This window comes from Aquimarina sp. Aq78 (genome assembly GCF_900299525.1).
Lineage (GTDB): Bacteria > Bacteroidota > Bacteroidia > Flavobacteriales > Flavobacteriaceae > Aquimarina.
Window position 1 is genome coordinate 90,669 of record NZ_OMKA01000003.1, and the last position, 25,399, is coordinate 116,067.

At 32.7% G+C, this 25,399-nt stretch carries 19 protein-coding genes; 17 read left to right on the forward strand and 2 right to left on the reverse strand.

The genetic code is table 11. The features are described 5' to 3' along the window. Window positions 1-58 precede the first annotated feature (58 nt). Both DG435_RS05370 and DG435_RS05375 read left to right on the forward strand, forming a co-directional pair. Window positions 59-586, forward strand: a complete 528-nt coding sequence (locus DG435_RS05370; RefSeq protein WP_106794836.1) for a DUF4199 domain-containing protein — start codon at window positions 59-61, stop codon at window positions 584-586. 164 nt (window positions 587-750) lie between these two features. Continuing rightward, the gene (locus DG435_RS05375) at window positions 751-1,278 is read left to right on the forward strand and encodes a DUF4199 domain-containing protein (protein WP_024771189.1); all 528 of its coding nucleotides are present in this window, start codon (window positions 751-753) and stop codon (window positions 1,276-1,278) included. A gap of 84 nt (window positions 1,279-1,362) precedes the next feature. On the opposite strand, the gene DG435_RS05380 is transcribed toward DG435_RS05375, so the two are convergent. Further along, window positions 1,363-3,051, reverse strand: coding sequence for a helix-turn-helix domain-containing protein (locus tag DG435_RS05380; RefSeq protein WP_106794835.1), 1,689 nt, complete (start codon window positions 3,049-3,051; stop codon window positions 1,363-1,365). Window positions 3,052-3,293: 242 nt separating this feature from the next. On the opposite strand from DG435_RS05380, the gene DG435_RS05385 reads away from it, so the two are divergent. The 11 genes from DG435_RS05385 to DG435_RS05435 all read left to right on the forward strand — a co-directional run bounded on the left by DG435_RS05385 (window position 3,294) and on the right by DG435_RS05435 (window position 16,221). Continuing rightward, entirely contained in the window at window positions 3,294-3,818 is a 525-nt protein-coding gene (locus DG435_RS05385; protein ID WP_106794834.1) for a DUF4199 domain-containing protein, read from the forward strand. Window positions 3,819-3,841: 23 nt separating this feature from the next. Next, window positions 3,842-4,366, forward strand: a complete 525-nt coding sequence (locus tag DG435_RS05390) for a DUF4199 domain-containing protein (RefSeq protein WP_106794833.1) — start codon at window positions 3,842-3,844, stop codon at window positions 4,364-4,366. 23 nt (window positions 4,367-4,389) lie between these two features. Beyond that, window positions 4,390-4,914: a DUF4199 domain-containing protein gene (locus tag DG435_RS05395; RefSeq protein ID WP_106794832.1), complete on the forward strand. Its 525-nt coding sequence runs from the start codon at window positions 4,390-4,392 to the stop codon at window positions 4,912-4,914. A 23-nt stretch (window positions 4,915-4,937) separates the two neighbouring features. Further along, complete coding sequence (locus DG435_RS05400) at window positions 4,938-5,465, forward strand: DUF4199 domain-containing protein (RefSeq protein ID WP_106794831.1); 528 nt, start codon at window positions 4,938-4,940, stop codon at window positions 5,463-5,465. Window positions 5,466-5,629: 164 nt separating this feature from the next. Beyond that, the gene (locus DG435_RS05405) at window positions 5,630-6,577 is read left to right on the forward strand and encodes a glycosyltransferase family 2 protein (RefSeq protein ID WP_106794830.1); all 948 of its coding nucleotides are present in this window, start codon (window positions 5,630-5,632) and stop codon (window positions 6,575-6,577) included. 121 nt (window positions 6,578-6,698) lie between these two features. After that, window positions 6,699-8,426, forward strand: a complete 1,728-nt coding sequence (locus DG435_RS05410; protein WP_106794829.1) for a phospho-sugar mutase — start codon at window positions 6,699-6,701, stop codon at window positions 8,424-8,426. A gap of 31 nt (window positions 8,427-8,457) precedes the next feature. After that, the gene (locus DG435_RS05415) at window positions 8,458-10,284 is read left to right on the forward strand and encodes an ABC transporter ATP-binding protein (protein ID WP_024771035.1); all 1,827 of its coding nucleotides are present in this window, start codon (window positions 8,458-8,460) and stop codon (window positions 10,282-10,284) included. A 485-nt stretch (window positions 10,285-10,769) separates the two neighbouring features. Beyond that, window positions 10,770-13,325, forward strand: a complete 2,556-nt coding sequence (locus tag DG435_RS05420; protein ID WP_106794828.1) for a GEVED domain-containing protein — start codon at window positions 10,770-10,772, stop codon at window positions 13,323-13,325. Between the two features lie 1,237 nt (window positions 13,326-14,562). Then, window positions 14,563-15,111, forward strand: coding sequence for an RNA polymerase sigma factor (locus DG435_RS05425; protein ID WP_106793227.1), 549 nt, complete (start codon window positions 14,563-14,565; stop codon window positions 15,109-15,111). Window positions 15,112-15,142: 31 nt separating this feature from the next. Next, a complete protein-coding gene (locus DG435_RS05430) occupies window positions 15,143-15,667 on the forward strand; it encodes a hypothetical protein (RefSeq protein WP_106793166.1) in 525 nt (174 codons plus the stop codon). A gap of 107 nt (window positions 15,668-15,774) precedes the next feature. Further along, window positions 15,775-16,221, forward strand: a complete 447-nt coding sequence (locus DG435_RS05435) for a sensor of ECF-type sigma factor (RefSeq protein ID WP_106793167.1) — start codon at window positions 15,775-15,777, stop codon at window positions 16,219-16,221. Between the two features lie 47 nt (window positions 16,222-16,268). Here the strand turns inward: DG435_RS05435 and DG435_RS05440 are convergent, their stop codons facing one another. Then, on the reverse strand, window positions 16,269-17,333 hold the full coding sequence (locus DG435_RS05440) for an oxidoreductase (RefSeq protein ID WP_106793168.1): 1,065 nt from the start codon (window positions 17,331-17,333) through the stop codon (window positions 16,269-16,271). Window positions 17,334-17,417: 84 nt separating this feature from the next. On the opposite strand from DG435_RS05440, the gene DG435_RS05445 reads away from it, so the two are divergent. From DG435_RS05445 to DG435_RS05460, 4 genes are all read left to right on the forward strand, one after another. Further along, window positions 17,418-18,626, forward strand: coding sequence for an RsmB/NOP family class I SAM-dependent RNA methyltransferase (locus DG435_RS05445; protein ID WP_106793169.1), 1,209 nt, complete (start codon window positions 17,418-17,420; stop codon window positions 18,624-18,626). Window positions 18,627-18,877: 251 nt separating this feature from the next. Then, window positions 18,878-22,552, forward strand: a complete 3,675-nt coding sequence (gene purL / locus DG435_RS05450) for a phosphoribosylformylglycinamidine synthase (protein WP_106793170.1) — start codon at window positions 18,878-18,880, stop codon at window positions 22,550-22,552. Continuing rightward, window positions 22,549-23,106, forward strand: coding sequence for an isochorismatase family protein (locus DG435_RS05455; protein WP_106793171.1), 558 nt, complete (start codon window positions 22,549-22,551; stop codon window positions 23,104-23,106). Before purL ends, DG435_RS05455 begins: the two co-directional genes overlap by 4 nt. 333 nt (window positions 23,107-23,439) lie before the next feature. Then, window positions 23,440-25,212: a long-chain fatty acid--CoA ligase gene (locus DG435_RS05460; RefSeq protein ID WP_106793172.1), complete on the forward strand. Its 1,773-nt coding sequence runs from the start codon at window positions 23,440-23,442 to the stop codon at window positions 25,210-25,212. Window positions 25,213-25,399: the final 187 nt, after the last annotated feature.

Here is a 25,399-nt window from a genome sequence, read left to right on the forward strand (position 1 = left end):
CACCATTTTATTATATTTGCTTACTTATGGTCTATAAACATTTGAAAACATTTTTTTCATGAAAAAAACTACTATTCCCACTAAAAAATTTATTTTAAATTACGGTCTGATCTTAGGCATCATATCTATCATATATGGTGTTATTCTTTACATGACAGATAATGTCGCAAGTAGAAACTGGATTTTTGCCGTTATAAGCGCGGTCATACTTATTAGTATTATTTTTTATGGAATAAGTGCATACAAAACAGCTAATAATGGTTATCTAAAATTAGGTGGTGCTTTAAAAATAGGTATTGGTATTGCTTTAATTGGCGGGGTGATCTCTATTATTTGGAATATTACATTAATGAATGTAATCGAACCTGATATGATGAGTCAAATATTCGATATGCAACGAGAAGAAATGATAAAACGAAATCATAACATGTCTCGAGAACAAATCGATCAAAATATAGCAATGGCTGAAAAAATGAGTTCACCATATATTATGCCTATTCTTTCGTTAATCTGGAATTTATTCTTAGGCTTTATTATTTCCTTAATAGGAGGAGCTATCATGCAGAAAAACAGAGATGTTTTTTAATGTATATCCCTATTTATCTATTTATTACCCTAAAACTTACCTGTATTGTATCTAAAAAAACCAGTAGACATTAGTGATCAATACCATAAATTTATTATCCATACCTGTAACAATTTACTATATTTGTGTACTTATGGTTTATAATAACCAAAACTATTTTATATATGGAAAATGATAAAGCATCAACCAAGAAAATTATAATCAACTACGGAGTAATCCTGGGGATTCTCTCTGTCCTAATGGGAGTAGTAGTCTATGTTATGGATGGATATGCTGAGCAAAACTGGGTGCATTCTGTTATCGGTTTAGCAATTATGGTAGGTGTTACCGTATACGGGATAAAAGCATATAAAGCTGCTAACGGCGGATTTCTTAAACTTGGTGAAGCTATAAAAATTGGGCTGGGTATTGCTCTTATTGGCGGTATCATAAGTGTTATTTGGACGATTCTGTTAATGAGCGTTATAGAGCCGGATATTGTTAACCAAATGAATGAAGTACAACGTGAACAAATGATCGAGCGTTTTCCTGATATGCCAGAAGAACAACTAAATCAAAGCCTGGAGATGACTAAGAAATTTACTACTCCATATATGCTTTCTGCATTTGCGTTAATCTGGAGTTTATTTATAGGATTTATCATTTCCCTATTTGCAGGATTAGCAATGCAAAAGAAACAAGACTTATATTAATATATGAATATATCTGTGGTCATACCACTGCTTAACAAATTACAGAATAGGATTGCAAAATGCAGTCCTATTTTTTTTATAAAACTAAGTATTTTTCAGTTTCTTTATAAAAGAAGAAGGGTAAATCCCTGTTTTTTTATGAAATGCTTTTGCAAAAGACTCGCTAGTCTTAAATCCCATTTCTTCGGAAATCCCTTTTATAGAGTATCTTCTAAATTTCTCATCATCCCTTAATCGCTCAATTGCATATCCAATTCTAAGATCATGCAAATAATTAGAAAAATTCTTTTCTTTATAAATATTGATGATTTTTGATAGATAAGTTGAATTCGTTTTTAATTCTTTGGCTAACACACCAAGTGTGTATTTTTTATCCAGATATCGTTTACCACTTTCAAAATCCTTCATACCTTCTAGGATTTTCTGGATAACCTCCTCCGAAATGTTTAAGTCATTAAGATGTTTTTCATTCTTCGTATTAAGTTTTGGTTCGGTTTCGACTACTTTATTAGTATATGAAACGACAGCACGAAAACTTTTTCGATAGCGTTTACGGTCGTTATGAAGATAAATCATGATCCCGACAGAAATAATGAGCAACAAGATTGTTACGATTATAGTTATTCTATAATTCATACCACTATCTTCTAATTTAGAAATTCTGGTGTCTTTATTAGAAACTATCATAGGTACGGTATACTCGCTAATTATTCTTTGTAATACATTTGTTGTATTATTACTCTGCAAACTATCAATTTTAGATTGCCTTTGAAGATACAATGACTCTTTCTCAATATCACTCTGTTCTTTAAAATGATTAATTAGTAGTTTATATCCTTCTTGTAGTTTAGGAATAATATCTTCCTGAATTTGAACAACGGAATCCATCTTCATTAAATAATCAACGCTCTGATCTTTTAAATTAATCCCAGCATAAGCTTTTCCTAAATAAAAATAGGAGGTTATTAGTCCTTGAGACTCATTACTTCTCCTTAGATACGGTAGTGTTTTAGAGATACTATCAATTGCGCTCTGATATGTTTTCTTATGATAATAAGTAATCCCAGAATTAAGGACAAACAAAGTATATCTATGCTTATCCTGAATATCCAATGTTCCTCTAATTCCTAGGTTATTATAATAAGAAGCAGAGTCCAGTACTTTCAGTTGATTAAATTCATTGGCTAGATATAGTATATCCTGAAAACGATCATCTAATTCTTCTTTTGAGGCATATTGATAACATTCTTGAAAAATTTTTATCGCTTCTTTATGCCTTCCTATTCTACTTTTTAGCCGTCCAATAGATCGATTATACCTATAAAGCGTCCTTGAGTTAGATTTTTTTGTAATAATCTGGTCTGCTTTTTTATAATTGTTCCAAGCCTCCTGAAACAGTCCTTTTTTCAAAAAATAATCCCCTTTTAACAAATATCCTCTGGTAAGAAGGCCATTGTTTTTCAAACCTTTGGTTAATTGAATAATACTATCTGCATATTTAAGACATATCTCGTTCCCTTCGTATAAATGAGAGATTAAAAAGAAGCCATGAGCAATTACAAGATCTTCATTTTCATTTTTCCCTTTCTCTAAGTATCTATTGGCATATAGACGAGCTTTATCTGGATTCTCCTTATAATTATCAAAAAACAATTCATACAACTCAAAATAAGTCTTTGATTGAATAGAGTCTGGATTTTTAAAATCAACTTCACTTTCCTGAGCAAGTAGTTTACAGTGAATGATAAAAATTAAAAGTAATATTCTTTTCATTTAATTTTTTTGACACATCAAAATGTCTTCTTCAGATATTATTATACTCTAAAAACATAGTAAATTGTTTATCATAGTACAAAGTTAAAAATACTATCTTCAATACCTTCTTTCTATAGATGTTCTAACATAAATCAATTTTACAAAAGTAAAGATTCATTTTACATTTTATGTAACAGAGATCTAACTAACAACATTTCATTATATTTGAATATTTACTTCTTTTTTAGAATACTCAATATATGGAGACTAGCACTATTTCTACTAAAAAATATATCATTAAATATGGAATAATTATTTGTATTGCATGGATTATACTAGGTGTAATTCGATATATGACCAACAATGTATTTAACCTTTCCTCAGGAGATAGTGTTATTGACTTCCTTATACATAGTATTCCTGTTATTTTTGGAATATACGCGTACAAATCTAAAAACAATGGTTTTTTAAAATTGAAAGAAGCTTTAAAAATAGGTACTGGTGTTTCTTTAATTGGTGGAATAACATTCATCTTATGGACTTTTTTTTTATTTCATGTAGTAGAACCTGAGTTATTAAATCAAAGTTTCAATGACTCCAGAGAAAATATTTTTCTAAAAGACCCAAATATATCCCCTGAAGAAGTACACAAAATTATGGAGTTTTCCGAAGCAATGTATTCCCCATATATATTTATTCCTACTACCTTGCTTTTGCATTTATCATTAGGGCTTATAATTTCCTTAATCACAGGAGCAATTATGCATAAAAAGCAAAACTTATAACAAACCATAAATTACAGTAACCAATGGAAACTAATGCTATTTCTACTAAAAAATACATCACTAAATATGGGATAATCAGTGGTATTGCATGGATTACTTTAAGCATTATTCTTTATATAACCGACAACACATTTAATCACTCTTCTATATACACTCTTGCTGAATTACTTATACATAGCATTCCCTTAATTTATGGAATATACGCGTACAAATCTAAAAATAATGGCTTTTTAAAATTGAAGAAAGCTTTAAAAATAGGCATGGGTATTTCCTTAATTGGTGGAATCACATATATTATATGGGATACTTTTTTAAAGAATGTAATAGAACCTGAGTTGATGAATCAACGTTTCAATGCCTCCCGAGAAAGGATTTTTCTAAAAGACCCAAATATATCCCCAGAGGAAGTACATAAAACTATGGAGTTTTCTGAAATAGTGGTTTCCCCATATATATACATTCCTACTATTCTTATTTTGCATTTATCCTTAGGATTTATAATTTCCTTAATCACAGGAGCAATCCTACACAAAAAACAAAACTTATAATAATCCAAAAAATAAAGTACGTAATGGAATCCAACGCTATTTCTGCTAGAAAATATATCATTAAATATGGAGTAATTTTAGGGATTATATTTGTCATATACAACGTTTTTCTTTATCTGACCAATAATATTACTAGTAAACATTGGATCCATGTAACCATAAATATTGCTATACCCTTTTGCATCATTATTTATGGATTATACAGCTACAAATCAAATAATAATGACTTTTTAAAATTAGGAAAGGCTTTAAAAATAGGTTTAGGTATTTCTCTAATAGGAGGTATAATAACGATCGTATGGAATGTTTTACTATCTAACGTTATAGAGCCAAATTTGTTCAACCAAATACTCGATACTCAACGAGAGAAGATGATTCTAAATAATCCAGAAATGTCTCCTGAAAAAGTAAACGAAACCATGGAATTTTCGAAAAAATTCAGTTCTTCATATATCGTTAATACAATCGGGTTATTCTGGAGATTGTTATTAGGGTTTATAATTTCCCTAATAGGAGGAGCGATCATGCATAAAAAGCAAAATTTATAACAAACCATAAATTATAGTAACCAATGGAAACCAACGCTATTTCTACTAAAAAACATATCACTAAATATGGAGTAATCTTGGGGGTCGCAATTTTCGCATGTAACCTATTCCTTAATTTAACCGATAATAATATGAACTTTAAAGAATGGACTATTTCGATAATAGGTGTTGTCATATCTTTAAGTATCATTAGTTATGGTTTATACAACTACAAATGCGCAAATAATGGTTTTTTAAAACTAAAAAGAGCTTTTAAAATAGGCATGGGAATAGTCTTAATATCAGCAATTATACATATAATTTGGATAGTTTTGAACGAAACAATATTTGAGCCCGATTTAGCCAATAAAATGATGACAATTAATCGAGATAGAATAATCAGGAATAATCCTAGTATAACTCCCGAAGAACTACATGAACAATTAGCATTTTTCCAAAAAACTAATACTATTTATTTTCGAATTGCATTTGGTTTAACAGGCAATATATTAATGGGATTTATTTACGTTTTAATTTCTGGACTCATATTAGCTAAGAAAAAAGATTTATAATTAACTTAAATAATTTTATACCTATACCAAACTTAATAAAAAGGAATCTCTCTCTAAATTATTATGATTGTAGTAAATAAATACTACAACTAACAACATTTCATTATATTTGAACATTCATGCTTTTTGTATAATAGCAAAAGAAACAAGACTTATATTAATATATGAATATATCTGTGGTCATACCACTGCTTAATGAGCAGGAATCACTTAATGAATTATACAATTGGATTGCAAAAGTTATGCAATCCAATTCTTTTTCTTATGAAATTATTTTTATCGATGACGGTAGTACTGATGGATCGTGGGACACGATCTCGGCATTATCAAAAAAAGACCAACAGGTAAAAGGAATTCGTTTCTTAAAAAACTTTGGGAAATCACAAGCATTACATGCTGGGTTTGGCACAGCTCTGGGGGATGTGGTCATTACTATGGATGCTGATTTACAAGACAATCCAGAAGAAATCCCAGAACTATATGATATGATCACCAAAGAAGGCTATGATCTCATTTCCGGATGGAAAAAGAAACGATACGATTCTGTTATTGCCAAAAATCTACCTTCAAAATTATTTAATGCAGCAGCCAGAAAAACATCTGGTGTTAAATTACATGATTTTAATTGTGGACTAAAGGCGTATAAAAATATCGTAATAAAAAACATAGATGTACATGGCGAGATGCATCGTTATATCCCTGTACTTGCCAAAAATGCTGGTTTTGCAAAAATCGGTGAGAAAGTGGTACTACATCAGGCTCGAAAATACGGTAAAACTAAATTTGGGATGAGTCGTTTTATAAATGGTTTCCTAGACTTAATCACCATTTGGTTTATGTCGCGTTTCGGCAAAAGACCCATGCACTTTTTTGGTCTTATCGGCACCCTACTTTTTATTATAGGATTCTGCTTTTCGTTATACTTGGGGATCGATAAACTTTTTATAGAAACCAAAGGGAGACTTATCGCACAACGCCCCGAGTTTTATGTAGCGTTAACCTCTATGATTTTAGGAACACAGTTCTTTCTGGCAGGATTCTTAGGTGAAATTATCCTAACCAGCAAACGAAGTAAAGAGCGATATAGCATTGCAGAAAAGATACATCTTTAATGTAGCCAATTCATCGTGCAGATATAAAAAGTCATGATGAATTAAATATCGAAGCAGTTTATGCGTATTTCGAAACTTTTTTACCAAAATTAAATAGTATTTTTGCACTAAAATCACAAGCATGCAAATCACAGATTCTGATATAAACCTAAGAGTTGACGAGTGGTTAACTCCGGTTTTTGATACCACTACTCAAAAAGAAATTAAAAATTTACAGGATACTAATTCAGAAGAATTAAAAGAGAGCTTTTATAAAGATCTCGAATTTGGTACCGGAGGTATGCGTGGTATCATGGGTGTGGGAACCAATCGAATCAATAAATACACCTTGGGAAAAAGTACACAAGGGTTAAGTAATTATATGATCAAGCAATTTCCGGGAGAACAACCCAAAGCAGTAATTGCATATGATTGTAGACATAATAGTGATACGCTTGCGCAAGTAGTTGCAGATGTATTTTCTGCTAATGGTATTAAAGTCTATTTATTCTCCAGCCTTCGTCCTACTCCAGAATTGTCTTTTGCCGTGCGAGAATTAGGCTGTCATTGTGGTATAGTACTCACTGCGAGTCATAATCCACCAGAATATAATGGATATAAAGTATATTGGCAGGATGGCGGACAATTAGTTCCGCCGCAAGATGGTGAGATTATTGCAGAAATAAATGCATTAAAATATTCAGATATTCAATTTGATACGAATCCTAGTCTTATTCAAAAAATAGATCAGGAGATTGATACTGTTTTTATTGAACAGAGTGTGAAAAACGGAAGTTTCGCAGCTACCCAGGAAGCAAAAGATAATACGACAATTGTTTTTACTTCGTTACACGGTACTTCTATTACCGCTGTACCCGAGACTCTTGAAAAAGCAGGATACAAAAATGTACATATCGTAAAAGAACAAGCAGAACCCGATGGTAATTTTCCTACCGTAAAATCTCCTAACCCAGAAGAACCAGAAGCCTTAGCAATGGCAATGGAACTTGCTACCCAAGTTGATGCAGATATTGTAATTGGTACCGATCCTGATTGTGATCGATTAGGAATAGCTGTTCGTAATGATCAAGGGGAATTACAATTACTTAACGGAAACCAAACTATGATTGTAATGACCTGGTTTTTGTTAGAAAATTATAAAAAACAAGGGTTTACTGGCAATGAATTTATTGCATCTACCATAGTATCTACTCCTATGATGCAAAGTCTGGCCCAGGCCTACGGTGTAGAATATAAAGAAGTACTAACCGGTTTTAAATGGATTGCCAAATTAATCAAAGATTTCCCTGACCAACACTTTATTGGTGGTGGTGAAGAAAGTTTTGGGTTTATGGTAGGTGATTTTGTTAGAGATAAAGATGCAGTAACGTCTACCCTACTCGCTTGTGAGATTGTTGCTTTTGCCAAAGCAAATGGTAGTTCTTTTTATAGTACTTTATTAGATTTATATACAAAACATGGTTTTTATAAAGAGCATTTGGTTTCATTGGTAAAAAAAGGAATCGATGGTGCTGCAGAGATTAAGCAAACTATGGTGGATTTAAGAAATAATCCTCCAAAATCTCTAAATGAAGAAAAAGTAGTTTTGATCGAGGATTATCAAACCGGTATTGCCAAAAATGTTCAGGATCATACAGAGCATAGTATTGATATCCCAAAATCAAATGTTTTGATATTTTATACCGAAGCAGGAAGTAAAATTGCTGCCAGACCAAGCGGAACAGAACCAAAAATAAAATTTTATATCAGTGTACAGGAATCACTTCATACAAGTGCTGACTTTACTACTGTGCAACAACAATTAGATGGTAGAATTGAAGCCATCAAAAAAGACTTACAATTAACTTAAACAACAGTGATAGCTGTTCAGTATATTTTTAATGAATTATTTTAAACAAATCCTTCGCTTTGCGAAACCCTATAAAGTATATGCTATATTAAATATAATTTCTAATATTTTTTATGCCCTTTTCGGAACACTATCTATGGTATCTTTATTTCCCATGCTAAAGGTTCTTTTTGACAAAACTGAAAAAATTAGGGTTAAACCAAAATGGGAAGGCATATTAAAAGCTAAAGAATATGGTGAAGATTATCTTAATTATTTTGTAACACAAAAAGCCGATCAAGGTAGTGAGGATGTCCTAATTTTTATGGTGGTTCTTGTAATAAGTATGTTCTTTCTTAAGAATATTTTTAATTACCTGGCAATGTACTTTATTACATTTCTAAGAAATGGTGTTTTAAAGGATGTACGTAATGAATTATACAAAAAGACAGTAGAATTACCACTGTCATATTTTTCAGAAAAAAGAAAAGGAGATACTATGGCTAGGATATCTACAGATGTTCTAGAAATACAACATTCCTTTTTATCTATATTAGAACTTATTGTAAGAGAGCCTTTGATGATTCTATTTACGATACTTACCATGCTATTGATAAGTTTAAAATTAACAATATTTGTCTTTATTTTTATTCCGATATCGGGGTTTTTGATTTCTTTAATTGGAAAAAAGTTGAAAAAACACTCGGATAAAGTACAACAAGAACAAGGATTCTTTCTTTCTATTGTCGAGGAAACTCTTGGTGGGTTAAAAGTTATCAAAGGATTTAATGCTGAAAAAATATTTGGAAAAAAGTTCCAGGAATCTACTTCTCGTTTCTATAATTTTTCGAATACGCTACTTAACAGACAAAATCTTGCATCCCCAACAAGTGAATTTTTGGGTATAACTGTAATCTCTATTTTATTATGGTATGGAGGGCAAATGGTACTAGTAGAAAAATCTTTGGATCCAGGACTTTTTATTGTGTATATGGGTCTTGCCTATAATATTCTTACGCCAGCAAAAGCCATTTCTAAGGCAAGTTATGGAGTAAAAAGAGGTAATGCAGCGGCAGAGCGTGTACTAGAAATATTAAATACGACCTCGCCTCTGCAAGATCACCCAAATGCAAAAGAGAAAAAAGAGTTTACCACTGATATTACTCTAGAGAATATATCTTTTAAATATGAAGATGAGTATGTACTAAATGATTTTTCTTTAAAAGTACCCAAAGGTAGTTCTGTTGCACTAGTTGGTCAGTCTGGTAGTGGTAAATCCACTATCGCCAATCTGGTTACTCGTTTTTATGATGTAAACAAAGGAAATATTAAAATAGATGGTGTAGATATTAAAGATCTAACCAAACACTCCTTAAGAGATCTCATGGGATTGGTTACCCAGGATTCTATTTTATTTAATGACTCTATAAAAAATAATTTGTTGGTTGGAGATCCATCTGCATCTGACGAAGAAATTATAAAAGCTTTAAAAATTGCTAATGCCTGGGAATTTGTAAAAGATTTACCAGCAGGGATCGAAACCAATATAGGAGATAGCGGTAATAAAATTAGTGGCGGACAAAAGCAACGTTTATCTATAGCACGTGCTGTATTAAAAAATCCTCCTATCATGATTTTGGATGAAGCAACTTCTGCTCTAGATACCGAAAGTGAACGATTGGTACAATCTGCATTAGAGAATATGATGAAAAACAGAACAAGTATTGTGATCGCTCATAGATTATCAACAATACAAAATTCAGATCTAATCGTTGTAATGCAAAAAGGGAAAATTGTTGAACAAGGTACACATGATGAGCTTATTTCTAAAGATGGTATTTATCAAAAATTGGTGAATATGCAATCATTAGATCAATAAAAAACTTATAGTTTACAATAAAACGACAAAACCCCTGTAACTATTAAGTACAGGGGTTTGATTTTTCTAAGAACTATTTCTGGTTAAATTTACTTAATAAAAACAACTAGAATTGATATCTCCCCCTCTGCTTGTTCCAATATTAATACCTATCCATTTAACTTTGAAATGGTATCAATTGTAATCACCATCATTTTCTTCATCAGTGGTATTCCAAATATTCATTGATTATCTCATCGATTATGTTTTCTGTATACCTAACTACAATCTCTAATTCTCCTAAAAAATGATAAAGATTTAAAGTATCTAATAGTAAATTTTTGATACAGATTACTTGACTAGATGGTTAAAAAGGTATAAAACGAAGGTTAGCACATATTAAGAATATGGCCTTACCATTCAATTAAAAAAAGGTGTATTGAATTTGGAATTACCGATGTTATTTATCTAACTTTAAGCTAGTTAAATCTCTTAAAACAAACTCAATGAAACTAAAAAATTTATTATTATTACCGCTATTGTTCGCCGTTTCTTTTATGACCCGCGCACAAGAAAATGACACCAAAGCTTTCTATCATGGAAAGATATCTTCTGTAGAGTATGTCTCATCTCTAGAATCAAGACCCAATGATCTTACCCCCCCGGACAATTCGGTAAGGGAGGCAAAAGATAAAAAATCATTAGGAAATCAAATTGTATCTGGCAAAGACCCTCAAACGAAAAATGATTACTTCGTAAGAAATAAACATGAAAAGGAACAAAGCATGAAAAGAGCTCCCGCTAGCCTTGTTTTTGACACCTATTCATCAAATTCTCAACCGACAGATCCTTCTATGGCCATAGGCCCTAATCATGTGATGGTGGTTTATAATACCGGGTTTATGATTTATGATAAATCTGGTAATCAATTGTTAGGTCAAACCGCTCCTAATCCTGCTATTTTCCCTTCGGGTGGCTGTTGTGATCTTACGGCATCCTATGATAATGCAGCAGATAGATGGGTACTTTCATTTTTGGGATCCGGAGCTCAGGTGGCGGTTTCAGATGGCCCTAACCCATTAACAGCAGGATGGTATATATACAATATTCCGGGTATAGCAGATTATCAAAAACTATCTGTCTGGAGTGATGGATACTATATTACCGAAAATACTGGAGGTACTAATAAACTTTGGGCATTAGAGAGAACTGCTATGTTGGCAGGAAATTCTTCAGCTCAAATTATTGGATTTAAACTTCCGGGGATTGTTACCAGTGGTTTTCATAGTCCGCAAGCTTTAAATGTTACTAATGGCAATTTACCTGCTGCTGGAGGTGCTACCATAGTCTATTTACAGGACAATGCATGGAGCGGAGTATCTGTGGACCATATTAAAGTTTGGACTGCTAATATAGATTGGACTACTCCAGCAAACTCGACAGTTTCAAACCCTCAGCAAATCAATACAACACCTTTTATTAGTGTTTTTGACAATGGAAGTTTTACTAATTTAACTCAACCCGGAGGCGGTGCAATTGATGCACTACAAGCAACTATCATGAATCAAGCTCAATTTAGAAAATTTGCTACTCATAATTCTGCAGTATTTAATTTTGTAGTTGATACAGATGCTGGTTCAGGTGAACTGGCAGGAGTACGTTGGTACGAGTTTCGACAAAGTGGGGATAATCAGCCTTGGTCTTTATATCAAGAGGGCACTTATACCGCACCAGATGGAAGACATGCCTGGAACGCTAGTCTCGCAATGGATGGAAACGGAAATATAGGAATGGGATATACATCTATGTCTGGACCTACAACACCAACAACAGTTAGAGTAAGTTCTTATTTTACAGGGAGATTGAGTTCTGACCCATTAGGAACAATGACAAGTACAGAAGGACTCATCGCAAATGGAACTGGAAATATTAGCGGTAACCGATATGGGGATTATAGCAAGATTGATGTAGATCCATCTGATGATTCTTCATTTTGGTTTATTACCGAGTATATTAAGAGTGGTAGAAAAGGTGTCGTTGGAAAATTTCAAATTCAAGCTGGTACTCCTGATACTGAAGCACCAACGAATCCAACTAATTTGGTTGCCAGTAACATCACATCTAGTGGATCAGTACTTAATTGGACCGCATCTACAGATAATGTGGGTGTAGCTCGCTATAATATCTCTATAGGTGGTACTGTTGTTGGTACTTCTACAACTACTACTTTTAACGTTACCGGGCTTTCACCTTCAACCACATATACTGCTTCTGTAACTGCCGAAGATGCTGCCGGGAATGTTTCAGGAAATGCTACTACTTCGTTCACTACAACAGGAACCGTTGTTACTTATTGTAGCTCTGCAAGTACAAATGCAAGCGAAGAATTTATTAGCAATGTCCAGTTAAATACAATCAACAAAAGTTCTGATGCACAACTATATTCAGATTTCACTTCAATTTCTACAGATTTAAACGAAGGTCAAACATATACTGTTACGGTTGTCCCTACCTGGACAGGAACCACGTACTCTGAAGCATACGCTGTTTGGATTGACTACAATAATAATGGAGATTTTAATGATACAGGCGAATTAGTTTGGTCCAAAGCCGCTTCGACTAATACTTCTAATAGTGGATCTTTTACAGTTCCTAGTGGAACTTCTAAAACTTCGGTTAGAATGAGAGTTTCAATGAAGTATAATGGAATTCCAACCTCTTGTGAAGCTTTCACTTATGGTGAAGTGGAAGATTACACAATTAATCTTGGAACTGGAGTCACTGTTAATAATGATGTAGAAGCTCTGAGATCATTCACTCAAAACTCAAAAAGGAATATTAAAATGCATCCTAATCCAGCAAATTCAAAGTTAACTATTGATATTTTGGGAGGTGATTTTGATGAGATTATAATATTTGCATCCACAGGAGCGATCATTAAAAAGATAAATCCAAGTGTGGGTTCTCATGACATTGATGTCTCACAATTTACAACTGGTATGTATTTTGTAAGATTTGTTTCTAAAAGGTTGGCTGTCACCAAAAGATTTATAAAACAATAATAGTCTAATTAATAGTTCTAAAAGGCTATCTCTAGGGATGGCCTTTTTTTTGTGGTTATTGTTGAATACACGTACTTCATAAAAATACGAGTTCAAAACGAGCTTAACGATAGCTCTTTTGGAAAAAAGAACGATATCTATTCTGAGATATTAGAAATGTGAAATTCTTCCTTTTCTGACCGACCACGTATTTTCACAAACCAAAAATTGATTTTAACCGCATAAAACTATACTTTATCTATAAAAAATTGTATTTAAATTAAAACTATCGAAAAGATAAAACATAAAAAAGAGTGCTTCCGCACTCTTTTTCTTCACACAAATCATCTTAATTTAGGGGCTTATTCTAAAATTAAAACTCACTCTTATTAACATCTTCCATCTTGGGGGGAATGGAAGGACTAACTCTCTTTAATTATGATGTAAATATAATACAAAAATCCGGGACGTCCAAATAAAAATTGAATTTTATCTATAAAAAATACTTTTTAACCGCATTAAACTTAACAATAACCATAATTAAGTAATCTAATTCCTACAATTATTGATTTTTAATAGAGAATAAATTTTATTTATTTAAAAGTTATCGAATATATTAAACATAAAAAAGAGTGCTTTCGCACTCTTTTTCTTCACACAAATCATCTTAATTTAGGGGCTTACTCTAAAATTAAAACTCACTTTTATAAAAACTTTCATCTTGGGGGAAATGAAAGAACTCAATCATTATTACACTGTAAAGATAGTAATTATTTTCAATCCACCAAATAAAAAATGCATTTTATCTAATAATTATGTGTTTTAACTTTTAAAAATTAAATAAATATTATATTTTGTAGTCCTTATCCTACAATCATGAATATTTCGAAATATTACCTGGTAAAAAGTATTAAACATAAAAAAGAGTGCTTTCGCACTCTTTCTCTTCACACAAATCATCTTAATTTAGGGGCTTACTCTAAAATTAAAACTCACTTTTATAAAAAACTTTCATCTTGGGGGAAATGAAAGAACTCAATCATTATTACACTGTAAAGATAGTAATTATTTTCAATTCACCAAACAAAAAGTGTATTTTATCTATAAAAAAAGTAAATAATCATATAATTTAACATTTAATCCTACAAAATTCCTACAAAAAATATTTAAAATATGATTAAACCTTTTTTATGTACATTAGTCATATAGTAGTACCAAGATCAAATAATTGATCATTTCAATAAAACTAATTTTACCTTTGAACACTCAGGAAGAACAAGACCTACTTATTGCCTTACAATCAGACGAGGATATAAATATCGCTTTTGGTAAGCTTGTTGCTATATATCAACAGCGCCTTTACTGGCATATTAGGAATATGGTAAAAAATCATGATGATACAGATGATATACTACAAAATGTGTTTATTAAAGTGTATAAGAATATAAAAAAATTTAAAGGAGATAGTAAATTATACTCTTGGTTATATCGTATAGCCACAAATGAGTCTATTACTTTTCTTAATCAAAAAGCAAAAAAATATAATATTAGTAATGAAGAGTTAAGTTTACAATTAATTCAGAACCTCGAAGCAGATGTTTATTATGAAGGAGATCAAATACAACTCATGTTGCAAAAGGCTATAGCTACTTTGCCACAAAAACAACAACAGGTCTTTAATATGAAATATTTTCAGGAACTAAAATATCGTGAGATGTCAGAAATTCTGGAGACCAGTGAAGGGGCATTAAAAGCTTCGTATCATTTAGCTTCAAAAAAAATTGAAGAATTTTTAAAAAAAGATTAAACCATTTTATAATAAAAAAGTCATACTATCAGTGAAAAAAGATAAATCACATAAAAACAATGACGGTTTTAAAGTACCAGAAGGTTATTTTGAAAGTTTCGAAAGTAAGCTTTTTGAAAAAATAGCTTCAGATAAAGATGACCAACTGAGTTCCAAAATGGATTCGGGTTTTAAAACCCCAGAAGACTATTTTACTACTTTAGAAGGTAATATAATGCAAAAAATTGATGATGATAAACCCAAAGGGGAACTTATCTCATTACGAGCCAAGAAAAATATTTTATATCTCTCTGGTATTGCAGCAATGATTGCTATTATTATATCTGTATCCATACCTAAAGAATCAGAATTAAATTTTAATTCTATTGAGGTTGCCGATATACATGCTTATTTTACCGAAGAAGATATTGAACTTAGTACTACAGAAATAGCAGTTCTATTAGATGATGATATTATGTATTCGGAAACATTCGAAAAAGAATTAATTGATGATGAAACTTTATTAGAGTATTTATCCGAAGAGGATTTAGATGATGAAATTATATTTACAGAATAAAACATACACATGAAACCGACTCGATTAAAATAATTATTAAAACATCAATCTATAATTCTTTTAATCGTCAAAGATTACATGTGACCTCTAAAACAATAAACATACACATGAAAAAGATAGTTTTACTTATTTGCTTTGCCTGTTTTTATATAGGTGCTTTTGCTCAACACGGGTCAAGAGAAAAAATAAAGGCATTTAAAATTGCATATATTACTGAAAAATTAGATTTAACCAGTAAAGAGGCACAGCAATTCTGGCCTGTTTATAATGCACATGAAGAAACCGTTGGAAAGCTTAGACGTCAAGAGCGTAAATTAATTAGAAGTATAAAAGAATCCAACGACAACCCCACCGGTTTAAGTGATAAGCAAGCTGAAGACGCTATAAACAGCTTTCTGGAGGTTGAAGAACAGAAATCACAGTCCCGAAAAAAATTAATCGTCGATCTAAAGAAGGCCATACCTAATAAGAAGATTCTAAAACTCATAAAAGCAGAAGCAGATTTTCATAAACGTATGCTTGCAAGAATTAAAGAACGAAGAAAAAGACATTAACAACCGTTGTAATAAAACAAAAAAAGAGGTTATAACAAGCCTCTTTTTTATTTAAAAACCAGTTTAGCAATTCTTCCTTTACCAGCTGCTATTGCGGTACTATCATTTATAAATCTTATGGTATAAAAACCTTCTTTACTTAGCTCTTTCCAACTCCTTCCAAGATCATTAGAAATTGATATTCCCGTAAATCCAACAGCTACCATTTCTTTACCACCACCATTAGGGATATATCGTATACAGCTCTTATACCCTACTCCACTACCATCTGACACCAAATTCCAGGTTTTTCCTCCATCTTTTGTAATCGCTTTATTTGCCTCGTTACTTTTTGGATCTGTATAATCTCCTCCAAAAATGACTCCATTATTCTCGTCATAAAAATCAACAGAATACGCTCCTGTGGTTTCTTTTCCTTGAATGATCGGAGTATCAAAAACCTCCCATGTTTTTCCTTTATCAGGAGAGTAAAACACCCTGGATTTCATCCCTCCTGTAGCTATCCACGTCTTATCGCCTACAATTGCAATGTTTCCATTACTAGCAGCAAATGCTGCTTCTCCAACAAAAGCCTCAGGTAGATCATTACAAGAAACCTTTTTCCAGGTTTCCCCTTCATCTCTTGTAATAATTATCGACAAACAAGTATCCGTAGGGTCTCCCATTGCAATTCCTTCTTTAGCATTCCAAAATGCAATTGCATCATAAAATATCTTTTTATGCATTTCGGTATATACAATTTTTTCTTTTTTACTCTCTCTATCTATTTTTCTTAATCTTGCAGGAGAACTCACTCCTAGACTAAAAAACGATTTATCGGTAAAACTAACAGCGCGTTGCTCTGCAATCCAGTTTTCCTTTTTTTCTATAGTATCAGTCTCTGAGAACTCGATAATAGTCTTCTTTTTTGTAGTAAGGTTCATAAACCCGTACCCTTTATTAAATCCAAAACCAATCAAAGTATCATTATATATATCTAAGGCTCGTATACTTATAGAATCTTTTAAAATAACTTCTATTTCAACTTTAGAAAAATTATGAGTTACTACTTTCTCTTCTGTAGTCCAAAAAACAAAAGTCAAAACAAATAATAAGGTGCAGATTAATTTCATAGGTTCCTATATCAATAATTATAGTCAAATATAATAGTATTTGATCACAAAGGTCTACCTTTGCACACCTTAAAAAATAATACAATGCGTTTACATAGAAATCTTGTCTTTGCTGTTATAGATGGATTACATGAAATATTTAATGAAGGAAGCTATGCAGATAAAGTGGTTCAGAAATTACTGAAACGAGACAAAAGATGGGGATCACGTGATCGTAGTTTTGTTGCAGAGACCGTATATGAAATCGTAAGGTGGAAACGCTTATATACCGAAATAGCCGAAGTAAAAGAACCTTTCTCCAGAGATAACTTATGGAGAGTCTTCGCCGTTTGGGCTACTCTAAGAGGGATTTCTTTGCCCGATTGGAAACAAATTGGCCCCACGCCTACCCGCCGTATCAAAGGACGTTTTGATGAATTAAGCAAAATAAGAAAATTTAAAGAATCTATCCCCGATTGGATGGATCAATTGGGAGAGCAAGAACTAGGTAAACTGTGGGATAAAGAAATTACTGCACTTAATGAGCAGGCTCCTGTTATTCTTCGTGCAAATACCTTAAAAACATCAAGAGAAAAACTTAGAAGTCTACTGGAAGACGAAAATATCGATACCGAATTCATTAAAGGATATCCAGATGCGCTGAAGCTTGTCGAAAGAACTAATGTATTTTCCACAGAAGCATTCAAAAATGGATTATTTGAAGTACAAGATGCTTCTTCTCAATTGGTAGCCGATTTTCTAGAAGTACAACCAGGACAACGTGTTGTAGATACTTGTGCAGGTGCAGGCGGTAAAAGCCTTCATTTGGCAGCCTTGATGCAAAATAAAGGGCAGGTTATCGCTATGGATATTTATGGCAATAAACTAAAAGAGCTTAAAAGAAGAGCACGTAGAGATGGTGCCCATAATATCGAAACCCGAGTCATAGAAAGCACAAAAGACATCAAAAAATTACATGGCAAAGCAGATCGTGTTCTTATCGATGCCCCATGTAGTGGTTTGGGTGTTTTACGACGAAATCCTGATGCTAAATGGAAATTACAACCAGAATTTTTAGATAAAATCAAACATACACAAGCCGAAATACTTGAGAATTATTCTAAAATGGTAAAGTCCGGAGGAAAATTAGTATATGCTACCTGTTCTATTTTACCATCAGAAAATCAAGATCAGGTAAAAAGTTTCCTTTCTAAAGAAATCGGAAATGATTTCACCTTGATCAAAGACAAGAAAGTACTTTCACATAAATCAGGATATGATGGATTTTATATGGCCCTATTAGAAAGAAAATAATACGTATCGGTATACAATAATATGTATACAGTTATATAAAAATTTCACTCTTACAAAGATGTAATACCTTCTAAAAACTATCGAAACATCAATACTGTAGTATTACGAAATTTGGTTATTACATTTTATCTCTTTTCTATTGTTCAAAATTTGGTGAATAACTATGGGATTCTATCTTAGTTTTATACCAAATTTTAGCAAGAAAGTAGTAAATTTGCAGCTTAATAAAAATCAACACAAATAATCGAAGTATGATCCATTTCTTCGGAAACCAAAACGAGAAAGTATTTGCAGTTCAAACAAACAATGAAATCTCTCCTTCAACCATCAAAAAATTAACCTGGTTATTTGGCAACCAACCTCAACTATCTGTGGCGTCTATTGACGCTTTTTTTGTTGGTCCTCGTGCCGCAATGATTACTCCGTGGAGTACCAATGCCGTAGAGATCACTCAGAATATGGGTATAGAAGGAATTATTAGAATAGAAGAATTTCGAGCCGTTACAAAAGATTACATTGATTTTGACCCTATGCTTTCTCAAAAGTATGATCTATTAAATCAGAATATCTATACTATTGATATAAAGCCAGAATCGATCATAGAAATTAATGATATTGCTGCTTATAATATCGCCGAAGGTTTAGCGCTTAATGACGAAGAGATTGAGTACCTCGAAGGGGTTAGCAAAAAAATAGGGCGACAACTTACGGACTCAGAAGTTTTTGGATTTTCGCAAGTAAATTCTGAACACTGTCGTCATAAAATATTTAATGGGACTTTTGTGATTGATGGAGAAGAACAACCTACATCGCTTTTTAAGTTAATTAAAAAGACATCAAAGATAAATCCAAACGATATTGTTTCTGCTTATAAAGATAATGTAGCGTTTATAAAAGGGCCAAGAGTTACTCAGTTTGCTCCAAAAACTGCTGATAAGCCTGATTTTTATCAGGAAACCGAATTTAACAGTGTGATTTCGCTTAAAGCGGAAACACATAATTTTCCGACCACAGTAGAACCATTTAATGGAGCTGCTACAGGATCTGGAGGAGAAATCAGAGATCGCCTTGCTGGAGGAAAAGGCTCCTTGCCTCTTGCCGGGACAGCAGTATATATGACCTCATATTCGCGATTAGAAAATAATCGCCCATGGGAGAAAGCTATGACAGAAAGAGATTGGCTATACCAAACTCCAATGGATATTTTGATAAAAGCTTCTAACGGAGCTTCTGATTTTGGGAATAAATTTGGTCAACCTCTAATCACAGGATCTGTACTCACTTTTGAGCACGAAGAAAATGCCCGTAAACTTGGTTTCGACAAAGTAATTATGCAGGCAGGTGGGATTGGATATGGTAAAGCCGAACAAGCTATCAAAGCTACTCCAGAAAAAGGAGATAAAATTGTAATCCTGGGAGGAGAAAATTATCGAATTGGTATGGGTGGTGCTGCCGTATCTTCTGCAGATACAGGAGAATTTAGCAGCGGTATCGAATTAAATGCGATACAGCGCTCTAATCCAGAAATGCAAAAACGTGCCTCTAATGCAATTAGAGGTATGGTAGAAAATGAAGAAAATACAATTGTATCCATACATGATCATGGTGCAGGAGGCCATCTTAACTGTCTTTCTGAGCTAGTAGAAGAAACCGGAGGAAAAATTGACCTGGATAAACTACCTGTAGGAGACCCAACATTATCGGCAAAAGAAATCATCGGTAACGAATCCCAAGAACGTATGGGATTAGTTATCGGGCAAAAAAATATAGATACACTGCAACGTATTGCAGAGCGTGAACGCTCACCTATGTATGAAGTAGGAGATGTTACCGGAGATCACCGTTTTACTTTTCAATCCAAGACCAAAGGAGATACACCAATGGACCTGGCATTAGAAGATATGTTTGGCAGTTCTCCTAAGACTATAATGAATGATAAAACCATTGAGCGTAATTATGAAAACATTTCATATAACAAAGAAAATTTTCAAAACTATCTCGAACAGGTACTACAATTAGAAGCTGTTGCCTGTAAAGATTGGTTAACCAATAAAGTAGATCGATGTGTAGGAGGAAAAGTTGCTAAACAACAATGTGTTGGACCATTACAATTACCACTAAATAATTGCGGAGTAATGGCTCTTGATTATAATGGCAAAGAAGGTATTGCAACTAGTATTGGGCATTCTCCTATCTCTGGCTTGATTAACCCAGAAGCAGGAAGTAAAAATTCTATTGCCGAAGCATTGACTAATATGATATGGGCACCACTAAATGAAGGATTACAATCCGTTTCATTATCCGCAAACTGGATGTGGCCTTGTAAAAATGAAGGAGAAGATGCCAGATTATATAAAGCTGTAAAAGCAATTTCAGATTTTGCTATTGATTTAGGAATCAATGTGCCTACGGGTAAAGATTCATTATCTATGAAGCAAAAATACCCAAATGAAGAAGTTATTGCTCCCGGAACCGTAGTGATATCTGCAGCTGCACATTGTAATGACATCACCAAAATTGTTGAACCCGTTTTACAAAAAAATGGGGGTGATATCTATTATATTAACCTTTCAAATGATAAACATCAGCTTGGAGGCTCTTCATTTGCACAAATATTAAATAAAATTGGTTCTGAAGCACCAAATATTAAGAACGCAGCTGGTTTTAAGAATACCTTTAACGTGATTCAAGATCTAATTAGAGACGATAAAATTGTGGCAGGTCATGATATAGCTTCAGGAGGTTTAATCACTACATTATTAGAGTTGTGTTTTGCAGATCTTAATCTTGGAGCAGAACTTGATCTTACCAAAATTGGAGAATCTGACTCAATTAAATTATTGTTTGCAGAAAACTCTGGGATTGTTTTTCAGAGTGCTTCAAACTCAGACATCGAGTCTATTCTTTCTAAAAACAACATTGAGTTTTTCAATATCGGTACTGTAAAAGAAGAAGCTTCTTTATCAATTAAAAATCAAAATGACTCCTTTGATCTTCCTATAGAAGAATTAAGAAATACATGGTATAAAACTTCTTTCTTATTAGATCAGAAACAAACTGCAAATGATTTAGCAAAAGATCGATTTGAAAATTATACAGATCAACCATTACACTATTCTTTTCCAAAACACTTTGATGGTAAACGACCAATCATTTCTGGTAAGTTTGAAAGACCAAAAGCAGCTATCATACGTGAAAAAGGAAGTAATTCTGAACGAGAAATGGCCAATGCCATGTATTTGGCAGGTTTTGATGTAAAAGATGTACACATGACCGATTTGATATCTGGTCGAGAAACATTAGAAGATATTCAGTTTATTGGAGCCGTAGGAGGTTTCTCTAATAGTGATGTTTTAGGATCCGCAAAAGGATGGGCAGGTGCCTTTTTGTATAACGAAAAAGCAAATACAGCCTTAAAAAAATTCTTTAAAAGAGAAGATACTCTATCTGTAGGTATCTGTAACGGTTGCCAGTTGTTTATGGAGCTAGAAGTTATTAATCCAGAACATGAAAAACACGGCAAACTAACCTACAATGATTCTCATAAGCATGAGAGTAGTTTCACTTCTGTAAAAGTACAGGATAATAATTCTGTAATGCTATCTACTTTGGCAGGAAGTACACTGGGAGTATGGATTTCTCATGGTGAAGGAAAGTTTGACCTACCGTTACCAGAAGATCAATATAACATTGTTGCAAAATATGGATACGAAGGATACCCTTCTAACCCAAATGGATCAAATTACAACACAGCTATGATGACAGATAAAACTGGTCGTCATTTGGTAATGATGCCTCATATTGAGCGTTCAATTTTTCAATGGAACTGGGCCAACTATCTCCAAGATAGACATGATGAAGTATCCCCATGGATCGAAGCCTTTGTAAATGCCAGAAAATGGTTAGAGAAAAACGTTTCTGAATGAAAAACAGAAAAGCGCTCTTAATAATTGACATGCAAAAAGGTTCTTTTACTCCAAAAACTCCACGCTTTGATGCAAAAGGAGTTGTAAACAGAATCAATACGCTTGCACAACTATTTAGAGCCTCTGATTTTTCTGTATTTTTTATTCAACATGATGGCACAAAAACAAATGAATTTGTACCAAATACAGCAGAATGGGAATTGCTAGATGACTTAAACGTAAAATCAACAGACGTTTTTATAGATAAGTATGCAAATGATATATTTTATAAGTCAAAGCTACAATCAAAACTAAACGACTTACATATCGATGAGTTATTTATTACAGGTTGTGCAACTGATTTTTGTGTAGAATCAACTGTTCAATCAGCTTTAACAAAGGACTATAACATAACCGTGATAGAAGATGGGCATACCACTGGAGATAGACCGCATTTAAAAGCTAAAAAAGTAATCGAACACTACAATTGGGTGTGGCAAAATATGATTCCTACCAAAGGAAAAATAGACGTAAAAAACTTTGAGCAGGTAAAAAATAATCTAATAAGTCATTAAATAGATTTAGAACATAGCTCTTGATTTGTTAAGAGATTATCCTATTTATGTATTATAAAGCTATTTTTGAATCTATAAATGGCAGATATTTTATTAAAAACGATAAAATATTAAAGAGTTAACAATTTACAGCTCCTTTTTTTTATATCTTAGAGTTGTGTATTATAAGATTTTTTATAATTTGCAAAACTATGCGCGCATAGTAGTTCTTTTAAGTTCTTAAATTGTGGTGTATTCTAATTTGTTTATACGTAAATTAATCACCCAATTATTTTTAAAACAACCATCTGGAAAGAGCTTTAGAATGCTACAAAAATTATTTTAAAACAACTTATGACAAAAATTACGAGATTATTTGATTTCCCACATTATCAATTAGAAAAATTTAATTTAGACAAGGCTTTAATAACTAAATATAATGGTGAATGGATTGCTACTTCTACTAAGGAATATGTAGAAAAAGCAAATCAAATTAGCCGTGGTTTGTTACGATTAGGAGTAAAACCTAATGATAAAATAGCAATTATATCTTCTAATAACAGAACAGAATGGAATATAACTGACATTGGTGTTCTTCAAATTGGAGCACAGGATGTTCCTATTTATCCTACAATTTCTCAAGAAGATTACGAATATGTTTTAAATCATTCTGAAGCGACATATTGTTTTGTTTCAGATGAAGAAGTATTTCAAAAAGTTAAAAACATTAAGGCAAATGTACCTTCATTAAAAGAAGTATATTCTTATAATGATATTTCAGGTTGCAAAAGCTGGAATGAAGTTCTTGAATTAGGTAAAGACGATAGCAATCAATCAGAAGTAGAAGAAATTATGGCCTCTGTAAAAGAAGATGATCTTGCTACTCTAATATATACTTCGGGAACTACAGGAAGACCTAAAGGAGTTATGCTTAGTCATAAAAATGTAGTAAGCAATTCGATAAATAGTTCTTCCAGATTCCCTATTGTAGATGGAGAAACTAAAGCCTTAAGTTTTCTTCCCGTATGCCATATTTATGAAAGAATGTTAATGTATTTGTATCAATACCGTGGTGTGAGCATATATTTTGCAGAATCTTTAGAAACTATTAGTGATAACCTAAAGGAGGTTAGACCCGAGGTTATGACTGCGGTACCGAGATTACTAGAAAAAGTATATGACAAAATTATTGCCAAAGGAGCTGATCTCACAGGGATCAAAAAGAAATTATTCTTTTGGGCAGTAGATCTGGGATTAAAATACGAACCTTATGGAGCAAATGGTTGGTGGTATGAGAAAAAATTAGGTCTCGCCCGAAAACTTATTTTTAGTAAATGGCAAGAAGCTCTGGGAGGTAATTTAAAATTAATTGCTTCTGGTAGTGCTGCACTACAGCCAAGACTTGCACGAATATTTAATGCAGCAGGGATGGGAGTTATGGAAGGATATGGTCTTACTGAAACGTCCCCTGTAATCTCTGTAAATGAAACAGGAAACAGAGGAATGAAAATAGGCTCTGTAGGAAGAATGATCCCTGAAACCGAAGTAAAAATAGCAGAAGATGGTGAGATTCTGGTAAAAGGTCCTCAAGTAATGTTAGGATATTATAAAGATGAAGAAAAAACCAAAGAGGTATTAAAAAATGGGTATTTCCATACCGGAGATATTGGTGAAGTTGATAGTGATGGTTTTTTGCGTATTACCGATCGTAAAAAAGAAATGTTTAAAACTTCTGGAGGTAAATATGTTGCTCCGCAATTAATAGAAAATGCCATGAAACAATCTCGTTTTATCGAGCAAATCATGGTAATTGGAGAAGGAGAAAAAATGCCGGCAGCATTTATACAACCCAACTTCGAATTTCTAAAAGAATGGGCAGAACGTAAAGGAATACAAATAGGAGACTCTATGCAAGAAGCTCTTAGCAATCAATCAATTATTGATCGTTACCAGGAAGAAGTAGATGAGCATAATAAAAAGTTCGGAAAATGGGAACGTGTAAAACGTTTTGAACTTACATCAGATGAATGGAGTATTGATGCGGGTCACCTCACTCCTACTATGAAGTTAAAAAGGAAAATAATAAAAGAAAAATACAAAGATCTTTATACCAAAATTTATGGCTAATTCAATTAACTGATTGCAACGCAAAACGTTTGTAAACTTTAACTGTTAATCAGTAAACTCCTCATTTTATGGGGAGTTTTTTTATTAATTCAACAAAAAAGTGTACATTACATAAACTTTTCTCAATTTTTTACTTTATTTATTATGCGTGCATAATAAATTTTCTTACCTTTACATTCATAACAAT

Bases quoted from the DNA above. Each gene is read 5' to 3' on its own strand.
- DG435_RS05400 (WP_106794831.1), top strand. From the start codon at position 4,938: ATGGAAACCAACGCTATTTCTACTAAAAAACATATCACTAAATATGGA.
- DG435_RS05410 (WP_106794829.1), top strand. From the start codon at position 6,699: ATGCAAATCACAGATTCTGATATAAACCTAAGAGTTGACGAGTGGTTA.
- DG435_RS05395 (WP_106794832.1), top strand. From the start codon at position 4,390: ATGGAATCCAACGCTATTTCTGCTAGAAAATATATCATTAAATATGGA.
- purL (WP_106793170.1), top strand. From the start codon at position 18,878: ATGATCCATTTCTTCGGAAACCAAAACGAGAAAGTATTTGCAGTTCAA.
- DG435_RS05455 (WP_106793171.1), top strand. From the start codon at position 22,549: ATGAAAAACAGAAAAGCGCTCTTAATAATTGACATGCAAAAAGGTTCT.
- DG435_RS05405 (WP_106794830.1), top strand. From the start codon at position 5,630: ATGAATATATCTGTGGTCATACCACTGCTTAATGAGCAGGAATCACTT.
- DG435_RS05460 (WP_106793172.1), top strand. From the start codon at position 23,440: ATGACAAAAATTACGAGATTATTTGATTTCCCACATTATCAATTAGAA.
- DG435_RS05420 (WP_106794828.1), top strand. From the start codon at position 10,770: ATGAAACTAAAAAATTTATTATTATTACCGCTATTGTTCGCCGTTTCT.
- DG435_RS05385 (WP_106794834.1), top strand. From the start codon at position 3,294: ATGGAGACTAGCACTATTTCTACTAAAAAATATATCATTAAATATGGA.
- DG435_RS05415 (WP_024771035.1), top strand. From the start codon at position 8,458: ATGAATTATTTTAAACAAATCCTTCGCTTTGCGAAACCCTATAAAGTA.
- DG435_RS05380 (WP_106794835.1), bottom strand. From the start codon at position 3,051: ATGAAAAGAATATTACTTTTAATTTTTATCATTCACTGTAAACTACTT.
- DG435_RS05440 (WP_106793168.1), bottom strand. From the start codon at position 17,333: ATGAAATTAATCTGCACCTTATTATTTGTTTTGACTTTTGTTTTTTGG.
- DG435_RS05370 (WP_106794836.1), top strand. From the start codon at position 59: ATGAAAAAAACTACTATTCCCACTAAAAAATTTATTTTAAATTACGGT.
- DG435_RS05445 (WP_106793169.1), top strand. From the start codon at position 17,418: ATGCGTTTACATAGAAATCTTGTCTTTGCTGTTATAGATGGATTACAT.
- DG435_RS05390 (WP_106794833.1), top strand. From the start codon at position 3,842: ATGGAAACTAATGCTATTTCTACTAAAAAATACATCACTAAATATGGG.
- DG435_RS05375 (WP_024771189.1), top strand. From the start codon at position 751: ATGGAAAATGATAAAGCATCAACCAAGAAAATTATAATCAACTACGGA.
- DG435_RS05435 (WP_106793167.1), top strand. From the start codon at position 15,775: ATGAAAAAGATAGTTTTACTTATTTGCTTTGCCTGTTTTTATATAGGT.